The sequence below is a fragment of the Enterococcus sp. DIV1315a genome (assembly GCF_051712325.1).
In the GTDB taxonomy this organism is placed as follows: domain Bacteria; phylum Bacillota; class Bacilli; order Lactobacillales; family Enterococcaceae; genus Enterococcus; species Enterococcus faecalis.
In genome coordinates, this window is sequence record NZ_JBIOOS010000001.1 from 817,501 (window position 1) to 839,977 (window position 22,477).

The 22,477-nt window shown below is 37.4% G+C and carries 19 protein-coding genes, 12 tRNA genes, 2 rRNA genes and 2 riboswitches (1 of these 35 cut by a window edge); of the genes, 26 read left to right on the forward strand and 7 right to left on the reverse strand.

Annotation, left to right across the window (positions count from 1 at the left end; genetic code table 11):
* From IGJ03_RS03915 to IGJ03_RS03980, 14 genes are all read left to right on the forward strand, one after another.
* A 23S ribosomal RNA gene (locus IGJ03_RS03915) occupies positions 1-94 on the forward strand; it begins 2,819 nt to the left of the window's first position.
* 96 nt (positions 95-190) lie between these two features.
* A 5S ribosomal RNA gene (gene rrf / locus IGJ03_RS03920) occupies positions 191-306 on the forward strand.
* Between the two features lie 6 nt (positions 307-312).
* Positions 313-386, forward strand: a tRNA-Asn gene (locus tag IGJ03_RS03925).
* 43 nt (positions 387-429) lie between these two features.
* A tRNA-Ser gene (locus tag IGJ03_RS03930) sits at positions 430-518 on the forward strand.
* A 17-nt stretch (positions 519-535) separates the two neighbouring features.
* Positions 536-607, forward strand: a tRNA-Glu gene (locus tag IGJ03_RS03935).
* A gap of 27 nt (positions 608-634) precedes the next feature.
* A tRNA-Val gene (locus tag IGJ03_RS03940) sits at positions 635-707 on the forward strand.
* A gap of 10 nt (positions 708-717) precedes the next feature.
* A tRNA-Asp gene (locus IGJ03_RS03945) sits at positions 718-793 on the forward strand.
* Between the two features lie 45 nt (positions 794-838).
* Positions 839-911 (forward strand) — tRNA-Phe (locus IGJ03_RS03950).
* A gap of 5 nt (positions 912-916) precedes the next feature.
* Positions 917-997, forward strand: a tRNA-Tyr gene (locus tag IGJ03_RS03955).
* 4 nt (positions 998-1,001) lie between these two features.
* Positions 1,002-1,075 (forward strand) — tRNA-Trp (locus IGJ03_RS03960).
* 36 nt (positions 1,076-1,111) lie between these two features.
* Positions 1,112-1,184, forward strand: a tRNA-His gene (locus tag IGJ03_RS03965).
* Positions 1,185-1,198: 14 nt separating this feature from the next.
* Positions 1,199-1,270 (forward strand) — tRNA-Gln (locus IGJ03_RS03970).
* Between the two features lie 25 nt (positions 1,271-1,295).
* Positions 1,296-1,366, forward strand: a tRNA-Cys gene (locus tag IGJ03_RS03975).
* Between the two features lie 13 nt (positions 1,367-1,379).
* Positions 1,380-1,463, forward strand: a tRNA-Leu gene (locus tag IGJ03_RS03980).
* Between the two features lie 17 nt (positions 1,464-1,480).
* Here the strand turns inward: IGJ03_RS03980 and IGJ03_RS03985 are convergent.
* The 3 genes from IGJ03_RS03985 to IGJ03_RS03995 form a co-directional block, all read right to left on the reverse strand.
* Entirely contained in the window at positions 1,481-1,741 is a 261-nt protein-coding gene (locus tag IGJ03_RS03985; protein ID WP_033595476.1) for a hypothetical protein, read from the reverse strand.
* 64 nt (positions 1,742-1,805) lie between these two features.
* A riboswitch (M-box (ykoK) riboswitch) is annotated at positions 1,806-1,973 on the reverse strand.
* A gap of 62 nt (positions 1,974-2,035) precedes the next feature.
* Entirely contained in the window at positions 2,036-2,815 is a 780-nt protein-coding gene (locus IGJ03_RS03990) for an ABC transporter ATP-binding protein (RefSeq protein WP_002360638.1), read from the reverse strand.
* 88 nt (positions 2,816-2,903) lie between these two features.
* Positions 2,904-4,676, reverse strand: coding sequence for an ABC transporter permease subunit (locus tag IGJ03_RS03995; protein ID WP_002384764.1), 1,773 nt, complete (start codon positions 4,674-4,676; stop codon positions 2,904-2,906).
* Between the two features lie 41 nt (positions 4,677-4,717).
* Positions 4,718-4,885, reverse strand: a riboswitch (M-box (ykoK) riboswitch).
* 314 nt (positions 4,886-5,199) lie between these two features.
* Here IGJ03_RS03995 and IGJ03_RS04000 point away from each other — a divergent pair.
* From IGJ03_RS04000 to IGJ03_RS04010, 3 genes are all read left to right on the forward strand, one after another.
* A complete protein-coding gene (locus IGJ03_RS04000; protein WP_375804665.1) occupies positions 5,200-5,715 on the forward strand; it encodes an AAA family ATPase in 516 nt (171 codons plus the stop codon).
* A 268-nt stretch (positions 5,716-5,983) separates the two neighbouring features.
* Complete coding sequence (locus IGJ03_RS04005) at positions 5,984-7,582, forward strand: Nramp family divalent metal transporter (protein ID WP_113848388.1); 1,599 nt, start codon at positions 5,984-5,986, stop codon at positions 7,580-7,582.
* Positions 7,582-8,007, forward strand: coding sequence for a universal stress protein (locus tag IGJ03_RS04010; RefSeq protein WP_002358161.1), 426 nt, complete (start codon positions 7,582-7,584; stop codon positions 8,005-8,007). The genes IGJ03_RS04005 and IGJ03_RS04010 overlap by 1 nt, the downstream gene beginning before the upstream one ends.
* A 54-nt stretch (positions 8,008-8,061) precedes the next feature.
* Here the strand turns inward: IGJ03_RS04010 and IGJ03_RS04015 are convergent, their stop codons facing one another.
* Positions 8,062-9,732 (reverse strand): PucR family transcriptional regulator, encoded by a 1,671-nt coding sequence (locus tag IGJ03_RS04015; protein WP_002358159.1) that lies wholly within the window; start codon positions 9,730-9,732, stop codon positions 8,062-8,064.
* Between the two features lie 380 nt (positions 9,733-10,112).
* Between IGJ03_RS04015 and IGJ03_RS04020 the strand changes: the two genes are divergently transcribed.
* The 5 genes from IGJ03_RS04020 to IGJ03_RS04040 all read left to right on the forward strand — a co-directional run bounded on the left by IGJ03_RS04020 (position 10,113) and on the right by IGJ03_RS04040 (position 15,451).
* On the forward strand, positions 10,113-11,774 hold the full coding sequence (locus tag IGJ03_RS04020; RefSeq protein WP_002406993.1) for a peptide ABC transporter substrate-binding protein: 1,662 nt from the start codon (positions 10,113-10,115) through the stop codon (positions 11,772-11,774).
* The gene (locus IGJ03_RS04025) at positions 11,775-13,025 is read left to right on the forward strand and encodes an amidohydrolase family protein (RefSeq protein WP_375804666.1); all 1,251 of its coding nucleotides are present in this window, start codon (positions 11,775-11,777) and stop codon (positions 13,023-13,025) included. It begins immediately after the preceding gene.
* Positions 13,022-14,239: an amidohydrolase gene (locus IGJ03_RS04030; RefSeq protein ID WP_375804667.1), complete on the forward strand. Its 1,218-nt coding sequence runs from the start codon at positions 13,022-13,024 to the stop codon at positions 14,237-14,239. The genes IGJ03_RS04025 and IGJ03_RS04030 overlap by 4 nt, the downstream gene beginning before the upstream one ends.
* A 234-nt stretch (positions 14,240-14,473) precedes the next feature.
* Positions 14,474-14,953, forward strand: coding sequence for a GAF domain-containing protein (locus IGJ03_RS04035; RefSeq protein ID WP_002365470.1), 480 nt, complete (start codon positions 14,474-14,476; stop codon positions 14,951-14,953).
* A gap of 66 nt (positions 14,954-15,019) precedes the next feature.
* The gene (locus IGJ03_RS04040; protein WP_002390068.1) at positions 15,020-15,451 is read left to right on the forward strand and encodes a VOC family protein; all 432 of its coding nucleotides are present in this window, start codon (positions 15,020-15,022) and stop codon (positions 15,449-15,451) included.
* Positions 15,452-15,496: 45 nt separating this feature from the next.
* On the opposite strand, the gene IGJ03_RS04045 is transcribed toward IGJ03_RS04040, so the two are convergent.
* From IGJ03_RS04045 to galM, 3 genes are all read right to left on the reverse strand, one after another.
* Positions 15,497-16,135, reverse strand: a complete 639-nt coding sequence (locus tag IGJ03_RS04045) for a sugar O-acetyltransferase (protein WP_002365472.1) — start codon at positions 16,133-16,135, stop codon at positions 15,497-15,499.
* Positions 16,136-16,255: 120 nt separating this feature from the next.
* Positions 16,256-16,402: a hypothetical protein gene (locus tag IGJ03_RS04050; RefSeq protein ID WP_002384758.1), complete on the reverse strand. Its 147-nt coding sequence runs from the start codon at positions 16,400-16,402 to the stop codon at positions 16,256-16,258.
* A 130-nt stretch (positions 16,403-16,532) separates the two neighbouring features.
* Complete coding sequence (gene galM, locus IGJ03_RS04055; RefSeq protein ID WP_375804669.1) at positions 16,533-17,591, reverse strand: galactose-1-epimerase; 1,059 nt, start codon at positions 17,589-17,591, stop codon at positions 16,533-16,535.
* Between the two features lie 198 nt (positions 17,592-17,789).
* Between galM and IGJ03_RS04060 the strand changes: the two genes are divergently transcribed.
* The 4 genes from IGJ03_RS04060 to IGJ03_RS04075 are packed head-to-tail and all read left to right on the forward strand — an operon-like array spanning position 17,790 to position 22,474.
* Positions 17,790-18,953 carry a galactokinase gene (locus IGJ03_RS04060; RefSeq protein WP_375804670.1) on the forward strand — a complete coding sequence of 388 codons (1,164 nt, stop codon included), beginning with the start codon at positions 17,790-17,792 and terminating at the stop codon, positions 18,951-18,953.
* A 15-nt stretch (positions 18,954-18,968) separates the two neighbouring features.
* On the forward strand, positions 18,969-19,958 hold the full coding sequence (galE, locus tag IGJ03_RS04065) for a UDP-glucose 4-epimerase GalE (RefSeq protein WP_375804671.1): 990 nt from the start codon (positions 18,969-18,971) through the stop codon (positions 19,956-19,958).
* A 14-nt stretch (positions 19,959-19,972) separates the two neighbouring features.
* The gene (gene galT, locus IGJ03_RS04070) at positions 19,973-21,463 is read left to right on the forward strand and encodes a UDP-glucose--hexose-1-phosphate uridylyltransferase (protein WP_002411158.1); all 1,491 of its coding nucleotides are present in this window, start codon (positions 19,973-19,975) and stop codon (positions 21,461-21,463) included.
* A gap of 6 nt (positions 21,464-21,469) precedes the next feature.
* Complete coding sequence (locus IGJ03_RS04075; protein WP_074653268.1) at positions 21,470-22,474, forward strand: LacI family DNA-binding transcriptional regulator; 1,005 nt, start codon at positions 21,470-21,472, stop codon at positions 22,472-22,474.
* The last annotated feature ends 3 nt before the right edge of the window (positions 22,475-22,477 follow it).

Sequence of the window (22,477 nt, forward strand, 5' to 3'; positions counted from 1 at the left end):
AGACCCCTGAGAGATGATCAGGTAGATAGGTTGGAAGTGGAAGGCTAGTGATAGTTGGAGCGGACCAATACTAATCGGTCGAGGACTTAACCAAAGAATGGATAAGTAAAAGCAACTTGGTTATTTTGATTCAAACTTCAATCCAGTTTTGAGTGAATGAAGATTCAACTCAATAAGAAACAACACCCAGTGTGGTGGCGATAGCGAGAAGGATACACCTGTTCCCATGCCGAACACAGAAGTTAAGCTTCTTAGCGCCGATTGTAGTGAAGGGTTTCCCTTTGTGAGAGTAGGACGTCGCCACGCGATTATTCCGGCATAGCTCAGTTGGTAGTAGCGCATGACTGTTAATCATGATGTCGTAGGTTCGAGTCCTACTGCCGGAGTTTAACATATGAAATATCACGAGTATGTGCTTCTTTCAGCTATGGAGAGTTGTCCGAGAGGCCGAAGGAGCATGATTGGAAATCATGTAGGCGGTAAACACTGTCTCAAGGGTTCGAATCCCTTACTCTCCGTTTCATATTTACAAACTGGCCCGTTGGTCAAGCGGTTAAGACACCGCCCTTTCACGGCGGTAACACGGGTTCGAGTCCCGTACGGGTCATTTATTTTAATAGTAACATTCCTTTTTGGAGGTTTAGCTCAGCTGGGAGAGCACCTGCCTTACAAGCAGGGGGTCAGCGGTTCGATCCCGTTAACCTCCATTACTCGGTTGGTTCCGTGGTGTAGGGGTTAACATGCCTGCCTGTCACGCAGGAGATCGCGGGTTCAAATCCCGTCGGAACCGCCATTTAATGTTGTTACTTGAAAATTATTTGAACAAGCTTTTGTTTTAGGCGTGGTAGCTCAGTTGGTAGAGCAACGGATTGAAGCTCCGTGTGTCGGCAGTTCGACTCTGTCTCACGCCATTTATGGAGGAATAGCGAAGTGGCTAAACGCGACGGACTGTAAATCCGTTCCTTAGGGTTCAGTGGTTCGAATCCACTTTCCTCCATTTTAGGGGCATAGTTTAAAGGTAGAACAACGGTCTCCAAAACCGTTGGTGTGGGTTCAATTCCTGCTGCCCCTGCCATTTAATTATTTAATAGATACACTTTTTAAAATTACGGCGATCGTGGTGAAGTGGTTAACACACCAGATTGTGGCTCTGGCATTCGTGGGTTCGATTCCCATCGGTCGCCCTTTGTAATTTTATTGGGGTATAGCCAAGCGGTAAGGCAACGGACTTTGACTCCGTCATGCGTTGGTTCGAATCCAGCTACCCCAGTTTTTTTGTAACAAAAATGGAATATGGCGGTATAGCCAAGTGGTAAGGCAGAGGTCTGCAAAACCTTCATCACCGGTTCAAATCCGGTTACCGCCTTCCAAAATATCTTGCCGGCGTGGCGGAATTGGCAGACGCGCTGGACTCAAAATCCAGTTCCTTCACGGGAGTGCCGGTTCGACCCCGGCCGCCGGTATACTAAAGACTGTTAAATCATTGATTTAACAGTCTTTTTTGTTTATTATTTTCTCGAATACATAAAAAAACCATCTCAAAAAAATGAGATGGAAAGTTAAGTGAGAGAGTGATAAGTATAGTGCGAATAAATACAAGGATTACAGAAGAATGTGGGGGTTCTGCATCATCGTCATTAAATGTTCCTGCAGTAGGAATATGAATTTCTGTCATATTATATTCAATAACTTGAACTGTGATGATTGCAACAGTTCCAATGATTGCTAACATAGTAGTCATACTTTCACTCCTCTCTTAATTTTAAATAAAAGTACTTAACTGATTGACTAGAGACTAAAAAGATACATCAACATGAACGTTGAGCTTTAGCACTATACAACGTAAAGATCACTCTTAGCTATTTTGAGAAAAGCCTTTTCCTCGACCAGTCTTGTTCTACTCATTGGTGTCTCTCGACATTTCTGAGCAATAGCCTATGTTTGTATAGGAGCCTCACCTAACTTATTACAAAGAAATAATAGTCTTTTAAGTAACTCTTTGTCAAGACATAAGCAGAAGTCAAAACAGTTCTATTTACAAATGAATGCGACGAACCATTTCTTCTGTTATTTGTTCTACAATATCAATGGTTGTTTTTGGCGAACGTTGATTTCTGGGGATATCGATTGAGTAAATTTTGGCAATACGACCAGGATTTGCATCCATTAATACAACCCGATCAGAAAGTTGAACTGCTTGTTGGACATCATGCGTGATCATCACAATTGATTTAGTCGCAATTTGATTGTTTAGCCAAATTTCTAATAAATCGTTAGATAATTGGCTGGCTGTAATGATATCTAAAGCTGAAAAAGGTTCGTCTAAGAGCAATAAGCTAGGTTCGATGGCTAAAGCACGAGCAAAGCCTACACGCTGTTTCATTCCACCAGATAACTCTCTGGGATAAGCTTTTTCAAAACCAGTTAAACCAATCATTTCAATGAGATTACTGACTCTTTTGTTTATTTGTTCACGGGAAATTTCTTTACGGTTTTCTAAGCCAAAGCTGATATTTTTTTCAACTGTCAACCAAGGAAAAAGGGCAAAATGTTGAAAAACCATGCCGATATTGGCATCAGGCTCATTAATGATTTTATCTTCAAAAGTAATTTCACCTCTAGTTGTACGAAGAAGTCCAGCGATACTTCTGAGCAACGTTGATTTTCCTGTTCCTGATTGTCCGATAATACTTAAAAATTCATTCGTTTTAACTGTTAAATCAATATTTTCAAGGACTTTTAAATGTTCTGAATGTCCTTCAATTTCAAATTCTTTATATACTGATTTTATGCTTAATAATTCTTTATTTTCCATCGTCTTATTAGATAGGTCAAGGTAAATCACCTATCGTTCTCCTCTCTAGTTTATCTTAAAAATTTAGTCGAGTTGAGTCGTCCAGCTATTAATAGTGAAATTTTTGTTTTGCTGCTCGATATAAAGGTTGCCAAACAAAGGCGATACATAAACCAACAACGAAACACATCGCTAAGGTTCCTAAGGCAGATTTATCTTTTACGCCATCGTTTGCCGCAATATATTGTCCTAGGCCAGTAACATCTATTGATTTTTTGCCCCATTGAATGCTTTCTGCTGCGATATCAGCGTTCCAAGCAGCACCAGCAGCGTTAATAATTGCTGTAATGAGGTAAGGTAAAATAGAAGGGATCAAAAATTTTGTCCACCATTGCCATTTAGATAATTTAAAAAGTTTGGTCACGTCACGAATATCATCAGGGATGGCTAAGTAGCCAGCAATTACATTAAAGAAAAAATACCATTGGCAACCAACCATGATGAGTGGTAAAATCCACCATTCTAATTTGTTGAAGCCCATACTAATAATCAACACAATGAATGGAGTATAAACATTTGACGGAATGGAGCCTAAAATTTGTCCAATCGGTTGAACGATACTTAAGCGCCGATTATCATTCGCAACCCAGATTGCTAAGGGAGTAAAGATAATGCCAGCAACGACCATAGCCAAGGTAACCCGTAGTGTAGTATAAAGGGTTAATCTAGGAATCATGCTGAAATCTTGATGGGGCAAGAAATGATAGAGCTTAATAGAACAATAAACCCCAATAATGGTTAAGCTGACATACCATAATGTTTTGAAGAAATGGCGTAATTTTGCTAGTAATCGATAGAGATAGTCTAGCTTGAAAAAGTACCAAACTTTTGGTAAATCGTAAATCCAAAAATGACTGAATTTCACAAAAGCTTTTGAAAAGTATTTCGTTAAAGTTGCTTTTTTTAATAAATGATAAATGATGGATTTAGGTGGCGTCGTACTTTCGACATCTGTTTCATATTTAAAATAATAAGTGGCTCGAACTAAAGGTTGAAAAACTAAAAAGTTTAAAATCACCACATTGATTAATAAGGCAAAAACAGCCCATAAACAGGATTTAAAGTCGGCTCGATTTAATGCTACTTGGATATAAGAACCAATTCCTGGTAAATAAAGGTTGGTTTCTTTAGGAAAGGCAACAGAAGCTTGCTCGCTGGCCACCAAGGCAAACCAAGCCGCAGTTTGAGAAATAATAACGTTCCAAAGTAAGCCAGGAATTGAGTAAACAAATTCAAGCCGCCAAAATTTTTCCCAAGCATTGTACTTGAACTGATCGGTCACATTGACTAGATCTGAAGGAATAACTTCCATTATTTGATAAAGAGTCAACATGATGTTCCAAGCTTGACCTGTGAAGATGGCAAAAATAGCAACCGCTTCTGCGCCCATCACATTTCCTGGAAATAAACCAAGTAACCAAGCAGTTGTAAAGGTCAAAAAACCTAGCAATGGAACAGATTCAAGGAAATTAACTAATGGTAAAATGACTCTTCGTGCCGTTTTATATTTTACGGCTAAAATACCAAAAACAAAGGAAAACAGGAAGGACCAAGCCATCCCCACAATCATTCGAAACATGGTTCGAATTGAAAAGTAAAAAAGATTTGATGGAGATAAGAAATCATCTGTTTTACTTGGTGTTGCGAGGAATTCTTCTGAGGGAAGGGTGTGGAGAGGGCGATTCATTTTTAGCCAAGAGAAGACGATGATAAAAATGAAAATGCCTAAAATGATGAGCAAGGTAAGATTCCCGATACTTTTAGCAAGTAGGGTATTTTTCTTAGATGATGCAGTGACAGCTTTCAATTTAAAAACCTCCAATTAATCATATTAAAGAGGTCGCCGAATAAAAGAAGATTATAGGGTAATCACAATAATTGAGCTTTGGCTTTCTGAGACGTAAGAAAAAAATTCTAGTTATCTTAGGAAAGCCTTAATTCGACAATCCCTGCTTTACTCGTTACTGTCTCTCGACATTTCCGAGCGATAACCTGTGTTCTTCAGAGTAACCTCACCTAATATGATTCTATTTGATTTACATGCTTATCATACTCGTGACTAAAAATAAAACAATTTCTAGCTGGTTATACCTGAATTACTGTTTGTTGTTATTCTATTCAATGATTCTTAAAAAGATTGCCCACATTCTGTTTTTTTAGGGAGAAATTATCAGATGAGTATGTTATATAACCCGAGGTTAATAGCGTAGGATGTTGTATTTTTAGTTTGTCTCGTTTACTGTTAAAGATGTAAGTAGTAACTATACGTGAATGGCTAAAAAAATTAAAAGTAATCTAGCACCTAAATTAAACAACAAAGAAATTTGTTCAGAAGAAAGGAAATTATGATGATTATTTGGTTAAACGGTGCGTTTGGAGCCGGAAAAACGACCATTGCACATGAGTTACAACAAAAACTTCCCAACGCAATCATTTATGATCCAGAAATTATTGGTAGTGCATTGATGGAGTTAGTTCCCGAAGAAATGAAAGAAAATGATTTTCAAGATTATCAGGAATGGCGTTGCTGGAATGCTCATTTATTAAAACGAATGTCCAAAGAGTCTGGACGGCCGATTATTGTTCCAATGACCCTTTATAAAAAAGAATATGAAGAAGAGCTGATTGGTTATTTGAGAAGAGCAGGCATTAACGTTTGTCATTTTTTGTTAGCGGTCGAGAAAGAAGAAATTTTACAAAGATTATTGAAAAGAAATGATGGAACTTTTGAATGGGGGAAGAATAAGTTGCCCGAAGTACTTGAAGGTTTTCGTCAGATTCAGTTTACCGAGATTTTTAGAAATCATTCAGCTGACACGACAGAAATTGTAGCAACCATTCTTAATAGAGTAACCGAATAAAAACAAAATAAGGGACCTAAGCCGAAATGACTTAGGTCCTTTATTTTCTACTTCTTAAGATAATCAACTACCAGCTACCCTAATTTCTTCAAACTTTAAGATCGCACATTTACGACAACCTATTTTTACACTGTCAAAATTTTCTTTCAAGTCTTGCATTTTGTTATTTTTAGCAGTATATTTTAGGTGTACCTAAAATATATTAGAGGTTAACCTTCTAACAGGAAGGGCCTTTTAAAATTATTGCAAAACGAAAGAAGGAATTGAATTGAAAAATTCAGAAGAACATGAACCAAAGCAAAGACATCATTTGATTGAATATGCAAATGGTCCTTCGCTTGAAGAAATTAATGGCACCATCGACGTGCCTAAAAATATGAGTTTTTGGAAAACGTTATTTGCTTACTCAGGTCCAGGAGCATTGGTAGCAGTGGGGTATATGGATCCAGGAAACTGGTCTACTTCAATTACTGGGGGACAAAATTTTCAATATTTATTGATGTCGATTATTTTAATTTCCAGTTTGATTGCAATGTTGCTCCAATATATGGCTGCTAAATTAGGCATTGTTTCACAGATGGATTTAGCACAAGCGATTCGTGCTAGAACTAGTAAGACGTTAGGTATTGTATTATGGATTTTAACAGAGTTAGCAATTATGGCTACAGATATCGCTGAAGTTATCGGGGGCGCAATTGCCTTATATTTATTATTTCATATTCCTTTAGGTCTGGCTGTCTTTATTACGGTATTTGATGTTTTACTTTTGTTGTTATTGACAAAAATTGGTTTTAGAAAAATTGAAGCTATTGTTGTTGCTTTAATTGTTGTTATTTTTGTGATTTTTGCTTATCAAGTGGCATTGTCAAATCCAGTATGGGGAGATGTAATTAAAGGGCTGGTTCCTAGCGCAGAAGCTTTTTCTACATCGCATGCGGTGAATGGGCAAACGCCACTGACAGGTGCATTGGGGATTATTGGTGCAACAGTGATGCCTCATAATTTGTATTTACATTCTTCTGTTGTGCAAAGTCGTAAAATTGATCGTAAAGATAAAACCGATATTCAACGCGCTTTACGCTTTTCAACTTGGGATTCTAATATTCAATTAACGATGGCATTTTTTGTTAACTCTTTGTTATTGATTATGGGTGTGGCCGTTTTTAAATCCGGCAGTGTCAAAGATCCTTCATTCTTTGGTTTGTTTGATGCTTTATCAAATCCAGCGGTTATGAGTAATTCTATTTTAGCGCATATTGCAGGTTCTGGAATTTTATCAATTTTATTTGCGGTAGCCTTATTGGCATCAGGACAAAATTCAACAATTACAGGAACCTTAACTGGTCAAATTATTATGGAAGGGTTTATTCATATGCGCGTACCAATTTGGTTACGTCGGATGGTCACACGTTTGTTATCTGTTATTCCTGTCTTAATCTGTGTTTTAATGACCAGCGGGAAAAGTACAGTGGAAGAGCATATCGCGATTAATAATTTAATGAACAATTCACAAGTTTTTCTAGCATTTGCTTTGCCATTTTCGATGTTGCCTTTACTGATGTTTACAGATAGCCGTGTTGAAATGGGTGAACATTTTAAAAACTCGTGGTTAATTAAATTATTAGGCTGGGTTTCTGTCATTGGCTTAATTTACCTCAATATGAAAGGCTTACCTGATCAAATTGAAGGATTCTTCGGTGATAATCCGACAGCGAGTCAAATTACGTTAGCCGATAATATTGCTTATGTCATCATAGCACTCGTCATCCTCTTGTTAGTTTGGACGGTTGTGGAATTATATAACGGCGATAAACGATATGCACAGCAGCTTGCAGCTATGGAGCAACAAGTAGAGGAGGTTAAATAATGAAATTTTCAAAAATTATGGTTGGTGTTGAAGAGTCGCCAGATGCGTTAAAAGCATTTCATTATGCTATCCAAAAAGCAAAAGAAGAACAAGCTGAATTGGTTATTGTTTCGATTTTAGAAGAGAAAGAGATTAATGTTTACCAATCGTTAGATAAAAATTATTGGCAAGAACAGTTGGCGAAATTAGAGAAACAAACGGAAAAATATCAACAAGAAGCGTTAGCGAATGGCATCGATAAAGTAAGTGTAATTGTCAATGAAGGGAACCCAGGAGAATTAATTATTAATAAGCTTATTCCTTTGAATAAACCAGATTTGTTAATTATTGGCTCCAAGTCAACTAGCAAATTAAAAAGCTTTTTTGGTAGCCAAGCAGCTTATATGGCTCGATATGCCCCAATTTCTGTAATGATTATTCGCTAACAAAATTGAAACAGTTAAAAAAGCCGCCACGATTTACTATTCGTGGTGGCTTTTTTATAGTAATTTTTGTTTGTATAAATAAACAGCCAAACTTAGTTGTAGCGAACTATCAGGAAATTCTAAAGTTAAGTGAAGAATCTCTTCTATTTTTTTTAAGCGGTAAATAATTGTATTACGATGTACATACATATTTGTGGCAGTCAACGAAATATTTTTATTCGATTGAAAGTAGGTATTGATGGTTTCTAGTAGGGAACTTTCATGTTTTTGATCTTCTTTTTCTAATGGTTCAATCAATCGTTGATATATTTTTTGTTTGGCTTGTTTAGTCAGGGTTTCGATCATTAAACGATAAAAAAAGAGGTCGTCATAATTCAAAATAGTTCGTTGTTGTAATTCTTGACTTGCTTGTGCTAAGTGGAATGTTTCTTGTGCTAATTTATAAGAATCACACAGATTGGTGATTTTTTTGACAGTTGGCCCAATCGCTAATTTAAATGATAATTTTGGATTCAGTTTCATTAGTTGCTCTAGTAAATTCTTGGCAAGATGAGTGGTTTGTGCAAGGTAGGTGGCTTCCTCTTGTGCTGGATTTTCTAGTAATAAAATAAAGCCAGTTTGTGTAGGAAAGGCAGTAATTTTTTGTCGATATCCTTCTAAAATATGATTCAATTGATGGCCAATGCTATTCATTTGAATAGTCGGATTAAACAGTTGTTCCAATTGTTCAATGGCTACAAGCAAGAGACTAAATGTATCTTTTTCATTTAATTGCAGATAATTACTAAATTCTTGCCAAGCTTGAGGATTGGTATTTTTTTCTTGGATAAGGTCTTGAAACAGCGCCCCGATCTTTTGCCTCGTTGTTAAATTTTCCGAAGATTCTAATTGAAGTTGTGGTAAAAGGTAGTGAGCACAGACCTCCACAGATAATAAATCAATCGTCTGTAATTTTTTGGTAGTTTGCCAAATCACTAAGTAAGATAAGCTGAGATTTTTCTTTTTGATGGGTAAAATTCGCAAAGATAACTGATGGTTCGCTAAGGAAAATTCAACAGTCAATGGTTCTTTATAAAATAATAGGAGCTCATTGTTCTGGGCTTTTAAAGCTGTCTCAAACTGTTTTTTGAGAGTCGCGTTATTTAAAATACTGGTGATTCTTGTTGGCGCATCAGGTAAATCAAAATGATTCATAATCTGAAAACGCTCGTCTAAAAGCATTACAGGCGCTTGAATCGCGGCACTTAATACTTCCAGTAATTGGGTACTTTTTCCGCCAGCTTTGATAATTGTATAAAATTTATTATGCATATGAACAGAATGTTGGCTAATCGTTTCGTCAGGTTGATTGACTCGGCGATTGACCAATGAAATAATTTGAGAAAAGTTGTAATTATAAGGGATTGAGAGAATTGGTAATCCGACGTCATTCGCTAATTGGATCATCTCTTGTGGAACTTCATTGAAATAACGTTGGACTTTAAAGCCTAGAGCAGCGCAGTTCATATTTGCTAGTTCTTGAATAAGACGTTTTTGCAAGCAAGGCTGATCTTTGAAAATATAGCCGGTAGTTAATAAAATTTCTCCTGGCGTTAACCAGTCAAAAGCATCAGGATTTTCTAAAATATTTGCTTGTAGAATTGGCGCATCTAAATTGGTCTCGTGCGTCAATAAGGTTAAACCAGGTAGTTCTTCTGCATGGAGTAGATCATTGACCGTCATCATTAGCAAGGCCTCCTTTTGTATGAATTATCTAAAAATTAAGTGTATTTATTGTAAGATGTTACAAAACTATTTTAGGGAAAATAAGGTATCCTTATACTAATAGAAAAAAGTTCCAAGTCATCACGTGATTGGTAGTCACAAATGACCAAATAAGAACAATCAGCGCTTACAACCTATAGAAACGCATCGTTTAAAGATATAGCAATAGTATACTTAATTTTTAATGCTTTTACTATTGTTTCAGCTACTTTAAATTTCTCAAGTATTTCTATAATCTGTAAGTTTTTTGAGACTCTTATCAGATATGCTTCTTTTTCTATATTTTATCAGAAAATTCTGGTAACTTTGAAGGTTATAGTTTGTAAAATGGAGGGATCGGTATGAAGAAATTAAAAATGTTAGGATGCGTCGGTTTGCTTTTAGCTTTAACGGCTTGTCAGGCGGGAACGGGAAACTCGGCTGATAGTAACAAAGCAGCGGAACAAAAAATTGCAATTAGTTCTGAAGCGGCTATTTCGACAATGGAACCACACACAGCGGGGGATACGACCTCGACTTTAGTCATGAATCAAGTTTATGAAGGACTCTATGTTTTAGGTAAAGAAGATGAATTAGAGTTGGGGGTCGCTGCCGAAGAACCAGCGATTTCTGAAGATGAAACCGTTTATACATTTAAGATTAGAGAAGATGCCAAATGGTCGAACGATGATCCAGTGACAGCAAATGACTTTGTTTATGCATGGCAACAAGTTGCTTCCCCTAAATCAGGGTCGATTCATCAAGCGTTATTTTTTGATGTCATTAAAAATGCTAAGGAAATTGCTTTAGAAGGCGCAGATGTGAATACTCTTGGGGTTAAGGCGCTAGATGATAAAACGTTAGAAATAACTTTAGAACGGCCCACCCCTTATTTGAAATCATTACTTTCGTTTCCTGTTTTGTTTCCACAAAATGAAAAATATATCAAAGAACAAGGGGATAAATATGCCACTGATGCAGAACATTTGATTTATAATGGTCCTTTTAAATTGAAAGAATGGGATAATGCCTCTTCCGATGACTGGACCTACGAAAAAAATGATACGTATTGGGATGCTGAAAAAGTTAAATTAACAGAAGCGAAAGTTTCAGTAATTAAGAGCCCAACGACAGCGGTGAATTTGTTTGACTCGAATGAATTGGATGTAGTGAATAAGCTAAGTGGTGAATTTATTCCTGGTTATGTTGATAATCCAGCCTTTCTTTCAATTCCTCAATTCGTCACATACTTTTTAAAAATGAACAGTGTTCGTGATGGAAAAGAAAATCCGGCTTTAGCGAACAACAATATTCGTAAAGCGTTGGCACAAGCTTTTGATAAAGAAAGTTTTGTAAAAGAAGTCTTGCAAGATCAATCCACGGCTACAGATCAAGTAATTCCGCCGGGGCAAACGATTGCGCCAGATGGAACAGATTTCACAAAACTAGCTGCTAAGAAAAATAGCTACTTAACCTACGATACAGCGAAAGCAAAAGAATTCTGGGAAAAAGGGAAAAAAGAAATTGGGCTGGATAAAATCAAATTAGAATTTTTAACAGATGATACAGACAGCGCCAAAAAAGCTGCTGAGTTTTTCCAATTTCAATTGGAAGAAAATCTAGATGGATTAGAAGTGAATGTTACTCAAGTTCCTTTTACTATTCGTGTTGATCGTGATCAAACGAGAGACTATGATTTAGAATTATCTGGTTGGGGAACCGATTATCGTGATCCATTAACAGTTATGCGCATCTTTACTTCGGATAGTACCTTGGGCGGCGTAACGTTCAAGAGTGATACGTATGATCAATTAATCCAAGAGACTAGAACAACACATGCGGCTGATCAAGAGGCTCGTTTAAATGACTTTGCTCAAGCACAAGATATTTTGGTGAATCAGGAAACGGTTTTAGCACCAATCTACAATAGAAGCATTTCTGTATTAGCTAATCAAAAAATCAAGGATCTGTATTGGCATTCATTTGGACCTACGTACAGTTTAAAATGGGCTTATGTTAACTAATTGAATGAAGGTAGGAAGGGGTTTGTCATGCTTTTAAAAAACTGTAAATTAGAAACAGGATTTTCTACTGTGAATCAGCGAATTGTTGCGACAGAAACAGCTAGCTATGATATTCGAATTGAAAACGAGGTCTGTACTGCGGTCGCACCGCAGTTAAGGCCTTTAGAGAACGAAACAGTTATCGATGTGAATCAGCAACTCGTTTTACCTGCTCTAAGAGAAATGCATATTCATATTGATAAAACGTATTTTGGGGGACCTTGGAAGGCCTGTCGTCCACTAACGAAAGGAATTTTAACACGTATTGAAGAAGAAACTTGGCTGTTGCCTGAACAATTACCAACTAGTTTAGAACGTGCTTGCCAAGTTATTGAGCAGTATATTCAACAAGGCCATTATCATATTCGCAGTCATTGTAATGTAGATCCATCTATTGGAACGAAACATATTGAAATCACTAAAGAAGCATTTAGTCGATATGAACAATACATTACTCATGAAATTGTGGCTTTTCCTCAACACGGATTACTCCGCTCACAAGTCGAACCTTTGATGCGCGAAGCCTTACGCATGGGGGCAACTCATGTCGGCGGCGTTGATCCAGCCCTTGTGGATCGTCATGTGAATCATTCAATCGCAAAAATATTTGAATTAGCTACCACATTTAATAAAAAAATTGATGTTCATTTACACGCCCGTGATACTTTGGGACTTTATGAATTTAATAAATTTGTTGATTATACAGAACAAGCAAAGATGTTTGGCAAAGTCACTTTAAGTCATGCTTTAGCCTTAGGGAGCTTAGAAGAAGCAGCAATTAGAGACATTGCGCAAAAATTCATCGAAACAGGTATTGATTTGACTTCGACTGTACCAATTGGAATGCCCACCATGCCGATTCCAACCTTGGTTGAACAAGGTGTTAAGATCTCCGTGGCTCATGACAGTTTGACGGATCATTGGTCGCCTTTTGGCAGTGGCAATACAATAGAAAAATTAAATACAGCCGCTCAAAGATTTAAAATTAGCGATGAGTATCGCTTGAATCGTTTATGGGGCTTAGCGAGTAATTTTGTAACGCCTCTTGATCCTAACGGGCAGCGAGTTTGGCCTAACGTCGGCGATTCTGCAGATTTCCTACTATTTAATGCTGAGAGCACTGCTCACGTGATTGCACGCCAACAGCCAATCCAACAACTGATACTAAAAGGACAACTGGTTGAAGCCGTTCAAAAGGGGGAAAGAGAATGACAACATCCATTGTTTATTTGAATAATGTTCGTTTAGAAACTGGTTTTGCTAAAGACCACCACGAATTAACGTATACTAAAACCTCACGCTATACTTTAGCGATTCAAGAAGGCAAAATCCAAGCGATTATTCCGCAAAATCAAGTCACTGAAAAGCAACAAGGCACTGATTTAAACGGACAACTGGCTATTCCCGCTTTTCAAGAGAGCCATAATCACTTAGATAAAACCTACCTTTCATTAGGCTGGCGCGCTAGCCAACCTGTTAAGAATTTAAAAGAGCGTTTAGCAGACGAAGCCAGTGAACTTAAATTGTTAGCTCCGTCAACAGAACAACGAGCGACGGCCATGATTGAAAAATTGATTGGGTATGGAGCCTCTTATATTCGGACACATGTCAACATTGATCCTTATGTAGAACTAGAAAACTTTTGGGGCGTCAAAAGAGCCTTAGAAAAATATGCGCATGTGATTGATTATGATATTGTTGTCTTTCCACAGCATGGATTATTAAAAAATCCCCAAACGGTTTTACTCATGAGAGAAGCTCTAAAAAATGGTGGAACAATGGTCGGCGGTTTAGATCCTGCAGGCATTGATTATGCAATTGAAGAATCTTTAGAAACTATTTTCGATCTGGCAGAAGAATTTCAAGTAGGAATCGATATCCACTTGCATGATACGGGGGAAGTTGGCGTTTATACAATTGATAAATTTTTAGACATTTTGGAAGAACGAAAATTTACTCAGCGAACCGCTATCAGTCACGCCTTTGCGCTGCTAGATGTACGACCAGCAGAAAAAGAAAAACTATACCAACGCTTGGCAACGCATCAAACGGCGATTATGTCTACAATTCCCTATGATCCTCGTTATTTATTGCCACCAATTGATGTGTTACGCCAAGCTGGTGTATCGGTTCATTTAGGTAGTGATGGCTTTTTTGACTCTTGGAGTTCTAATGTTTCAGGTGATTTATTTGAAAAATTACGTAATTTTTGTGAAATGACAGGAAAGATTACAGAAGAGCAACTTACTCAAGCTTACGTCCATGGCTGCGGCAAAGAAGCACCTTTTTCATTTGAAGAAGAACGCCTTTGGTTTACAGAAGGCGACGAAGCAAACTTTATTTTTACAGAAGCAGCTTCTACAGCAGAAGTGATTGCTAGAAAACCACAGAAACGCCAGATTATGTTGAAAGGACAATGGGTTTAACTTGCTTTAAAATTAGGTAGAAATAGAATGCTAAAAAGCCAAACAGAGGAAACAAGGTTCAGCTCTGAGCAACGCATAGTGTCAGTCTAGCGGTTACTCGTCACAGTTTAATCCTTATAAAGTGCTTCTGCTCACAACGTGGATCAGCGTTTCAAGTTTGTTTGACTCACTTTAACATAGCACTTTTGCGTATCTTCCTTTATAATAAGACAAAATGAAGGAGATGAACCAAGCATGACTGAACAAACGAGAGAAAACAAAAAAGCAGCCTACGAATTGTGCTTACAACAATTGAGCGGTTTGTTAGAAATAGAAACGGATGCTATTGCAAATTTAGCAAACTCGTCTGCGTTACTTGCACAAACATTACCAGATACCGTTTTTGCTGGGTATTATTTATATAAAAATGAAGAATTAGTTTTGGGTCCTTTTCAAGGGAAAGTCTCTTGTACCAGAATTAAAATGGGCAAAGGTGTCTGTGGTGAGTCCGCGGAAAAACAAGCTACATTGATTGTTGATAACGTGAAGACACACGCCAATTATATTTCTTGTGACTCAGCTGCGATGTCTGAAATCGTTGTACCGATGGTAAAAAATCATCAATTGGTCGGTGTTTTAGATATTGATAGTGGTGTAACAAATAGCTATGATGCGGTTGACCAACTGTATTTGGAAAAATTTGTTACCTTGTTACTAGAAAAATCAGATTTTTAAGCAGACTATTTTTGCTTTCTGACAAATCATGAGAAAATAAAGTATAAAATTTGATCATGAAAGAAGGTGAGTCATTTGTTAGAGCTGTATATAAATTTTAAAGGTGAAGCAAAAGAAGCAATTGCGTTCTATGAAGATGTTTTTGATACAAAATGTCAAAATTTAATGACTTTTGGCGAAGCACCTGAAGATCCTGAGCATCCTATAAACGACGAGATGAAGGATTTAGTGATGAACGCAAGTATCATTATTGAAGGAACCTATGTAATGATTTCAGATGTTCCTGATATGTTTGGTTTTGAAGTTACGGAAGGAAATAACCTTTCGCTCGTGGTTAGCACAGATGATGATGAAAAAATTGATCGCTTATTTAAACGATTATCTGAAGGTGGCACTGTTACAATGCCATTATCTGAAACTTTTTGGTCCAAAAAGTATGGTTCCCTAAAAGATCAGTTTGGCATCCATTGGATGTTTAATTATTATGAAGAAGATTAAAATAAAAAATCCCCAATCCGTTATTTTCATTGGATTGGGGATTTTTTATTCATGAAAGAATTGCTTCTTAGCGATTTGATACTGCCGTTGCTTTTCTGTCCAAAATTGCTGATCGTTTTCATCAATTTTGCGAATGACTTTTGCTGGATTACCCCCAACAATCGTGTTGGCAGGAACGTCTTTTGTAACCACAGCACCAGCAGCGACAATAGCATTTTTTCCAATTGTAACGCCAGGTAAAATGGTGGCACTTCCGCCAATCCACACGTTATCTTCAACAATAATTGGCGTCCCGAATTCTAATTCTGCAGTTCGAATCGTTGGATCAATTGGATGGCCGGCAGTATAAAAACTAGCACGAGGGCCAACCATGACATTATCACCGAAGATGATTTTGTTTACATCTAAAAAAATGCAATCCATATTTGCATAAAAATTTTCTCCTACCTCAATATGGCGACCGTAATCTACATAGAGGGGTGGGGTGATATATAACTCATTGCCAGTTTTTCCTAATAATTCTTTTTCTAGGGCCACAATTTCTTTCACATTATCGATAGGAAGTTGATTGATTTTTTGAGCTAACACCTTGCCTTTTGTTGATTTATTTTCGGGTAAAATGGTGGGGGCGTAATATAATTCACCTTTTAACATTTGCATATAATCAAAGTCATTTTGTTTCATGTAAGCGCTCCTTTAGGCTTTTTCTCTATTGTATCAAATTAATACAATAAGTCGAGGAATATGTAAAATAAAAAAGGACAGATAGCAAAATAGCCTTGCTTATCTATCCTTTACCTAAGGTTATCCAATTTTTTTAACTCTCCCGCCAATTTTATCTGCTAATTTTTGTGCTTCTTTTTCAGAGTGGTAAACTAAACAACCTGATTTATCTCGCGTACGTTTACCATCTGCAGTTAAATAGCCATGAAAAAATTTGATTGCATACATAGACATCACCACCTTTCTAATTGAAAATAGTGTAAATGGAGCGATTAAAAATGTCAAATAATAGAAGTGCTCTTAACCATTCTTATCTTTTTTAGTTCGAAGATAAGCTTGGTTAAGAGCATAATTTCACTTAATAAATTAGTTTGAAACGGGTCGTTGAGTGAAATTCCTGTTCAGGTGAGAGGGTGATAGAACCGAACAACGGAAATCTTTCAGCACCAGGACAGACTTGGGTTTCAAATGTGAGCGCTCCGTGATTGACTAATTTTTGCCCTTGAATATCGGGACCGTCATCAGCAAAATTTGCTGAAAAAATAACAACTGAAGGTTGATCAGTGAACATTTCTAAGGTGATATCTTTAGTAGGACTTTTTAAGATAACATCTGGGTTAATTAAATCATGATTGGTTAAGATGAAAGGGTGATCGAAGCCGTTCATCTTTTGGATTTGTTCATCGTTACTTGAAAAAATCTCAGCTAATTTTTTAGGTTTTTGTAAATCAAAAGCTGTCTGGTCGACGGAAGCTAATTCTCCAAGCGGTAAAACTCTTTCATCAAGCGGGACATACTTTTGGGCATTTATTTGTAACTCATGCGCATCAATGGGGATTGCGGGATTTCCAGTTAAATTAAAGTAGACATGATTGGTTGGATTAAAAAGTGTTTGTTCATCTGTAGTTGCCTGATACTCAATTTGCCATTCATTTTCTTCAGTCAATGTATACGTGACTGAAACAGTGAGATTTCCAGGAAAACCATTTTCACCAGCAGGACTCTCTAGCCAAAATTTCACAGAAGGATTCACTTGTGCCTCTTGGATTTCGCTGTGCCATTTTTTACTTTCAAACCCAGGTGTGCCGCCGTGAAGTGTTGTTTGAGTAGGAGTATTAATCATCGTTTGATACGTTTTACCCGCTAGTTTAAAGGAGCCATCGGCAATTCGACCAGCTGTTCGACCAATTGTTGCACCAAAATATAAGTCTTTAGACAAATATTCATCTGCTGAGGGAAAGCCTAGCACGAGTGATCGGGATTCATTTTTTGTAAGAGGAACGTCGAGCGCAACAATTCGCGCACCAAAATCTGTTGCTTTTAAAGTCACACCATTTTTATTCGTCAGTGTGTAAAGAAACATTCCTTGTCCAAATGATTCAGTTGAAATAGTCAAAATAATCAATCCTTCCTTCAAGTAAATATTTAGTAAATTTAACTTTGTTGTTTAGATTATTTAAATAGTCGAAAAGAAACACTAAGAAAATAAATCTTTATTTAATTGTATTGTACACGTTTTCAATCAAAATGACAATTAAGAAAATGTTAAGTAAATATTTGCAAAAGTTTAGTAAATATTATACAATTTGTTTACTAGTGAAAGGAGCGATTAGTGATGGAAGAACTGTTAATGAATCGATTTGTAGAAATATTTGGTGAGAAAGGGACAGCCTGTTATTTTGCCCCTGGAAGAATTAATTTGATTGGTGAACATACAGATTACAATGGCGGTCATGTTTTCCCAGCGGCTATTACTTTAGGGACATTTGGTGTGGCAAGAAAAAGAGACGACCAAAAAATTCGGATGTTTTCTGATAATTTTAAAGAGGTTGGTCTCATCGAATTTACATTAGAAGATTTAGCCTATTCAGATTCAGATGATTGGGCAAATTATCCTAAAGGTGTTTTAAATTACTTGATTGAAAGCGGACACAATATTGATTCTGGCTTAGATGTGCTCTTCTACGGTACGATTCCTAATGGTGCTGGCTTGTCTTCTTCTGCTTCTATTGAACTTTTAATGGGGACGATCTGTAATGATTTATATGCTTTACACTGTCCAATGCTTGAATTGGTGCAAATCGGTAAAAAAGTGGAGAATGAATTTATTGGCGTTAATTCAGGAATTATGGACCAATTTGCCGTAGGGATGGGAGAAAAAGATCAAGCTATTCTACTAGATACCAATAATATGCACTATGAAATGGTTCCCGCCAAACTAGGTGAGTATACGATTGTTATTATGAATACTAACAAACGTCGTGAATTAGCAGATTCAAAATATAATGAACGCCGTGCAGAATGCGAAGAAGCCGTTCGTTTGCTTCAAAAAGAGTTATCTATTGAATTTTTAGGTGAATTAGACAGCGAGACATTTGACCAATATCAAGCATTGATTGGAGATCCAACGTTGATTAAACGAGCGCGTCATGCCGTCACAGAAAATGAACGAACTTTATTGGCAAAACAAGCGCTAACTGAAGGGGATTTGGAAGAATTTGGCTTATTATTAAATGCCTCACATCGTTCGTTAAAAGAAGATTACGAAGTAACTGGCATTGAGTTAGATACCTTAGTGGCTTGTGCGCAAGAACAACCAGGCGTTTTGGGCGCACGGATGACTGGTGCAGGGTTTGGCGGTTGTAGTATTGCTTTGGTACCAAAGCAAAATATAGATGCATTTATTGAAGCTGTTGGCCAGAGTTATCAAGATAAAATTGGCTATGCTGCTGATTTTTATCCTGCATCAATTGATGACGGTGCCAGAAAGTTATTTTAGAAAGGAAGGCTTTAAATGTCTATTTTAGTATTAGGCGGCGCAGGCTACATTGGCTCACATGCCGTCGATCAATTAATTTCAAAAGGATATGCCATTGTTGTTGTTGATAATTTATTAACGGGACATCGTTCAGCAGTTCATGAACAAGCGACTTTCTATGAAGGCGATATTCGTGATAAAACTTTTTTACGTAGTGTCTTTGAAAAGGAATCAATTGAAGGGGTGTTGCACTTTGCGGCCAATTCTTTAGTAGGAGAATCCGTGGAGCAACCCTTAATGTATTTCAATAACAATGTTCACGGCACTCAAATTGCCTTGGAAGTCATGCAAGAATTTGGAGTGAAACATATTGTTTTTTCTTCCACAGCGGCCACTTATGGCGAACCAAAAGCAATGCCTATTACAGAAGAAACCCCAACGAATCCTAAAAACCCGTATGGGGAAAGTAAATTAATGATGGAAAAAATCATGAAATGGTGCGACAACGCTTATGGAATGAAATATGTTGCTTTGCGTTATTTTAATGTTGCAGGAGCAAAAAAAGATGCCTCAATTGGTGAGGATCACACGCCAGAAACGCATATTGTGCCAATTATTTTACAAGTGGCATTGGGCCAACGAGCAGAGCTAAGTATTTTTGGGGATGATTATGATACACCAGATGGCACGTGCATTCGAGATTATGTTTACATTGAAGACTTGATTGCAGCACATATTTTGGCTTTAGAATACTTGAAAAATGGCGGCGAAAGTGACGTCTTTAACCTTGGTAGCAACAACGGCTATTCTGTTAAAGAAATGTTAGATGCTGCTCGCGAAGTGACAGGTCAAGAAATTCCTGCAACAATCGCGCCACGCCGAGCAGGGGATCCTAGTACGTTAATTGCTTCTAGTGAAAAAGCCAAACGAGTTTTAGGCTGGCAACCAGAAGTAACTGAGGTCAAGGATATTATCGCCACCGCTTGGCAATGGCATGTGAAACATCCTCAAGGCTATAATGAATAGGAGAACATCAGATGATGAAAGAAAGTAGTAAATGGATTGCTGCATTTGTAGAGATAATCATAGAAAATGGCGATTGGACGGAAACAGACCGCTATTATTTGACGAATCGGATTGCCAAACTAGTTGGCTGTGATTTTTTTGAACAACCAGAAGCGGTTGCTTGTGAGCAAGAACCGTTGCGTGTGGTGGAACATCTTTTAAACATTGCACAAGCCAATCACCAAATCGATGACTCAATTACGGAAGCAGAACAACTAGAAGCGGAGTTAATGGATTTTATTACGCCGACCCCAACCATCATTAATCAGAAGTTTATGGATTATTATCAAGAGTCTCCACGAAAAGCAACGGATTATTTTTATCAGTTATGTAAAACGAATAACTACATTAAAACGAAAGCAATCGCCAAAAATATTATTTTCCCAATGGACTCACCCTATGGTAAACTAGAAATTACCATTAACTTATCGAAGCCAGAAAAGGATGCTCGAAAAATTTTGGCTGAAAAGAAAATGAGTCAAAAAAAATATCCAGCGTGTATGTTATGTATGGAGAATGAAGGCTATTATGGCCGTGTAAATTATCCAGCACGGACAAACCATCGGATTATCCGACTAAATTTAGAGGACGAAGCTTGGGGCTTTCAATATTCGCCATATGCTTACTATAATGAGCATGCGATTTTCTTGGACCAACAACATCGAGAAATGAAAATCGAGAAAAAAACGTTCCAGCGACTCCTTAAAATTACGGAGTTATTCCCTGAATATTTTGTGGGCTCTAATGCAGATTTGCCAATTGTTGGTGGTTCTATTTTATCTCATGATCATTACCAAGCAGGACGTCATACATTTCCAATGGATTTAGCACCAATGGAAAAAAGATTTTCTTTGAAAAAATATCCTGAGATAACTGCTGGTATTTTAAAATGGCCGATGTCTGTGATTCGTCTTCAAAGTGATCGTCAAGAGGAACTAGTTGAGGCGGCCGAATTAATTTTGACCAAATGGCGCAATTATTCTGATGAACGTGTCTCAGTTCGGGCCTATTCAGAAGATGGCACACCGCATCATACGATTACGCCAATTGCCCGACGCAAAGGGTCATTATTTGAATTGGATTTAGTTTTACGAGATAATAATGTTTCGGAGGAATTTCCAGATGGCATTTTTCATCCACATCCAGAAGTACAACATATTAAGCAAGAAAATATTGGCTTAATTGAAGTAATGGGACTAGCTATTTTGCCACCAAGGCTGGCACAAGAATTAAGAGAAGTCGAAAAGTATTTATTAAAGCAACCCAATCAAATTGCTGAAAGTCATCGAGCTTGGGCGGATGAACTCAGTCAGCAAACCATCACTGAAGCCAATGTCAAAGAAGTGATCCAACAAGGAATTGGGACAATTTTTGTTCAAATTTTAACAGATGCCGGCGTCTTTAAACGTGACGAAGAAGGTCGTCGTGCTTTTGAACGATTTATTCAATGTATAGAAAATGATTAGTTTGAGGTGAGGAACATCGTAACCATTAAAGATATAGCAGAGCAAGTCGGTGTTTCTTCAGCGACAGTTTCGAGAGTTTTGAACTATGATGAAACATTATCAGTTAGTGATGAAACGAAGAAGAAAATATTTGAAACAGCAGAAACGTTAAATTATAAAAAGCGAGCCAGAAAAAAACAAGCAGGAAAAAAGAAAATTCGGTTTGTCCAATGGTTCAGCGATCCAGAAGAACTGGATGATATTTACTATTTATCGATTCGTTTAGGTGTTGAAAAGCGGGCAGAGGAATTGGGTTTTCTTTTAGTCAAAGAATCTCTGACAAACCTGTCTCAAAAAAGATTTGATGGGACAATTGCCCTAGGAAAATTTGATGAAAAGCAAGTGGCGGCCTTAGCCGCCTTAGGCGCACCTCTTCTATTTGTAGACTTTGATGCAATGGCTTTTGGCCAAAACTCCATTGTTGTTGATTTTGCTGGAAGTGTTAAAACAATTGTGCAAGAATTTTTGGCGCAAGGGCATCAGAAAATTGGTATGCTTTCTGGGCAAGAATATACGAAAGAGTCCCACGTGGCATTGGTTGATCCACGTTTTGTCGCTTTTAAAGAAACCTTAAAAGATCTGGACCTTTATCATCAAGAATGGGTTGTCGAAGCAGCTTTTTCTGTTGAAGAAGGCTATCAAGCGATGAAAGACTTTATTGAAAAAGCGGACACTCGTCCAACCGCTTTTTTCGCTGCAAGTGATACGTTGGCAATTGGCGCGATGCGGGCGTTACAAGAAGCAGCCATTCGTGTGCCAGAAGATATTTCTATCATTGGTTTTAATGATATTAGTGTCGCAAAATATGTTTCACCAACATTAACAACAGTTAAAGTTCATACTGAATGGATGGGTGAGCTAGCCGTTGAGACAATGAAAGAGTTATGCTTGAATACCCCACCAGTTCCTAGAAAAATTATTGTCGGAACGGAATTCATTCAGCGAGATTCAACGAAACATTCATCAAAATAACAG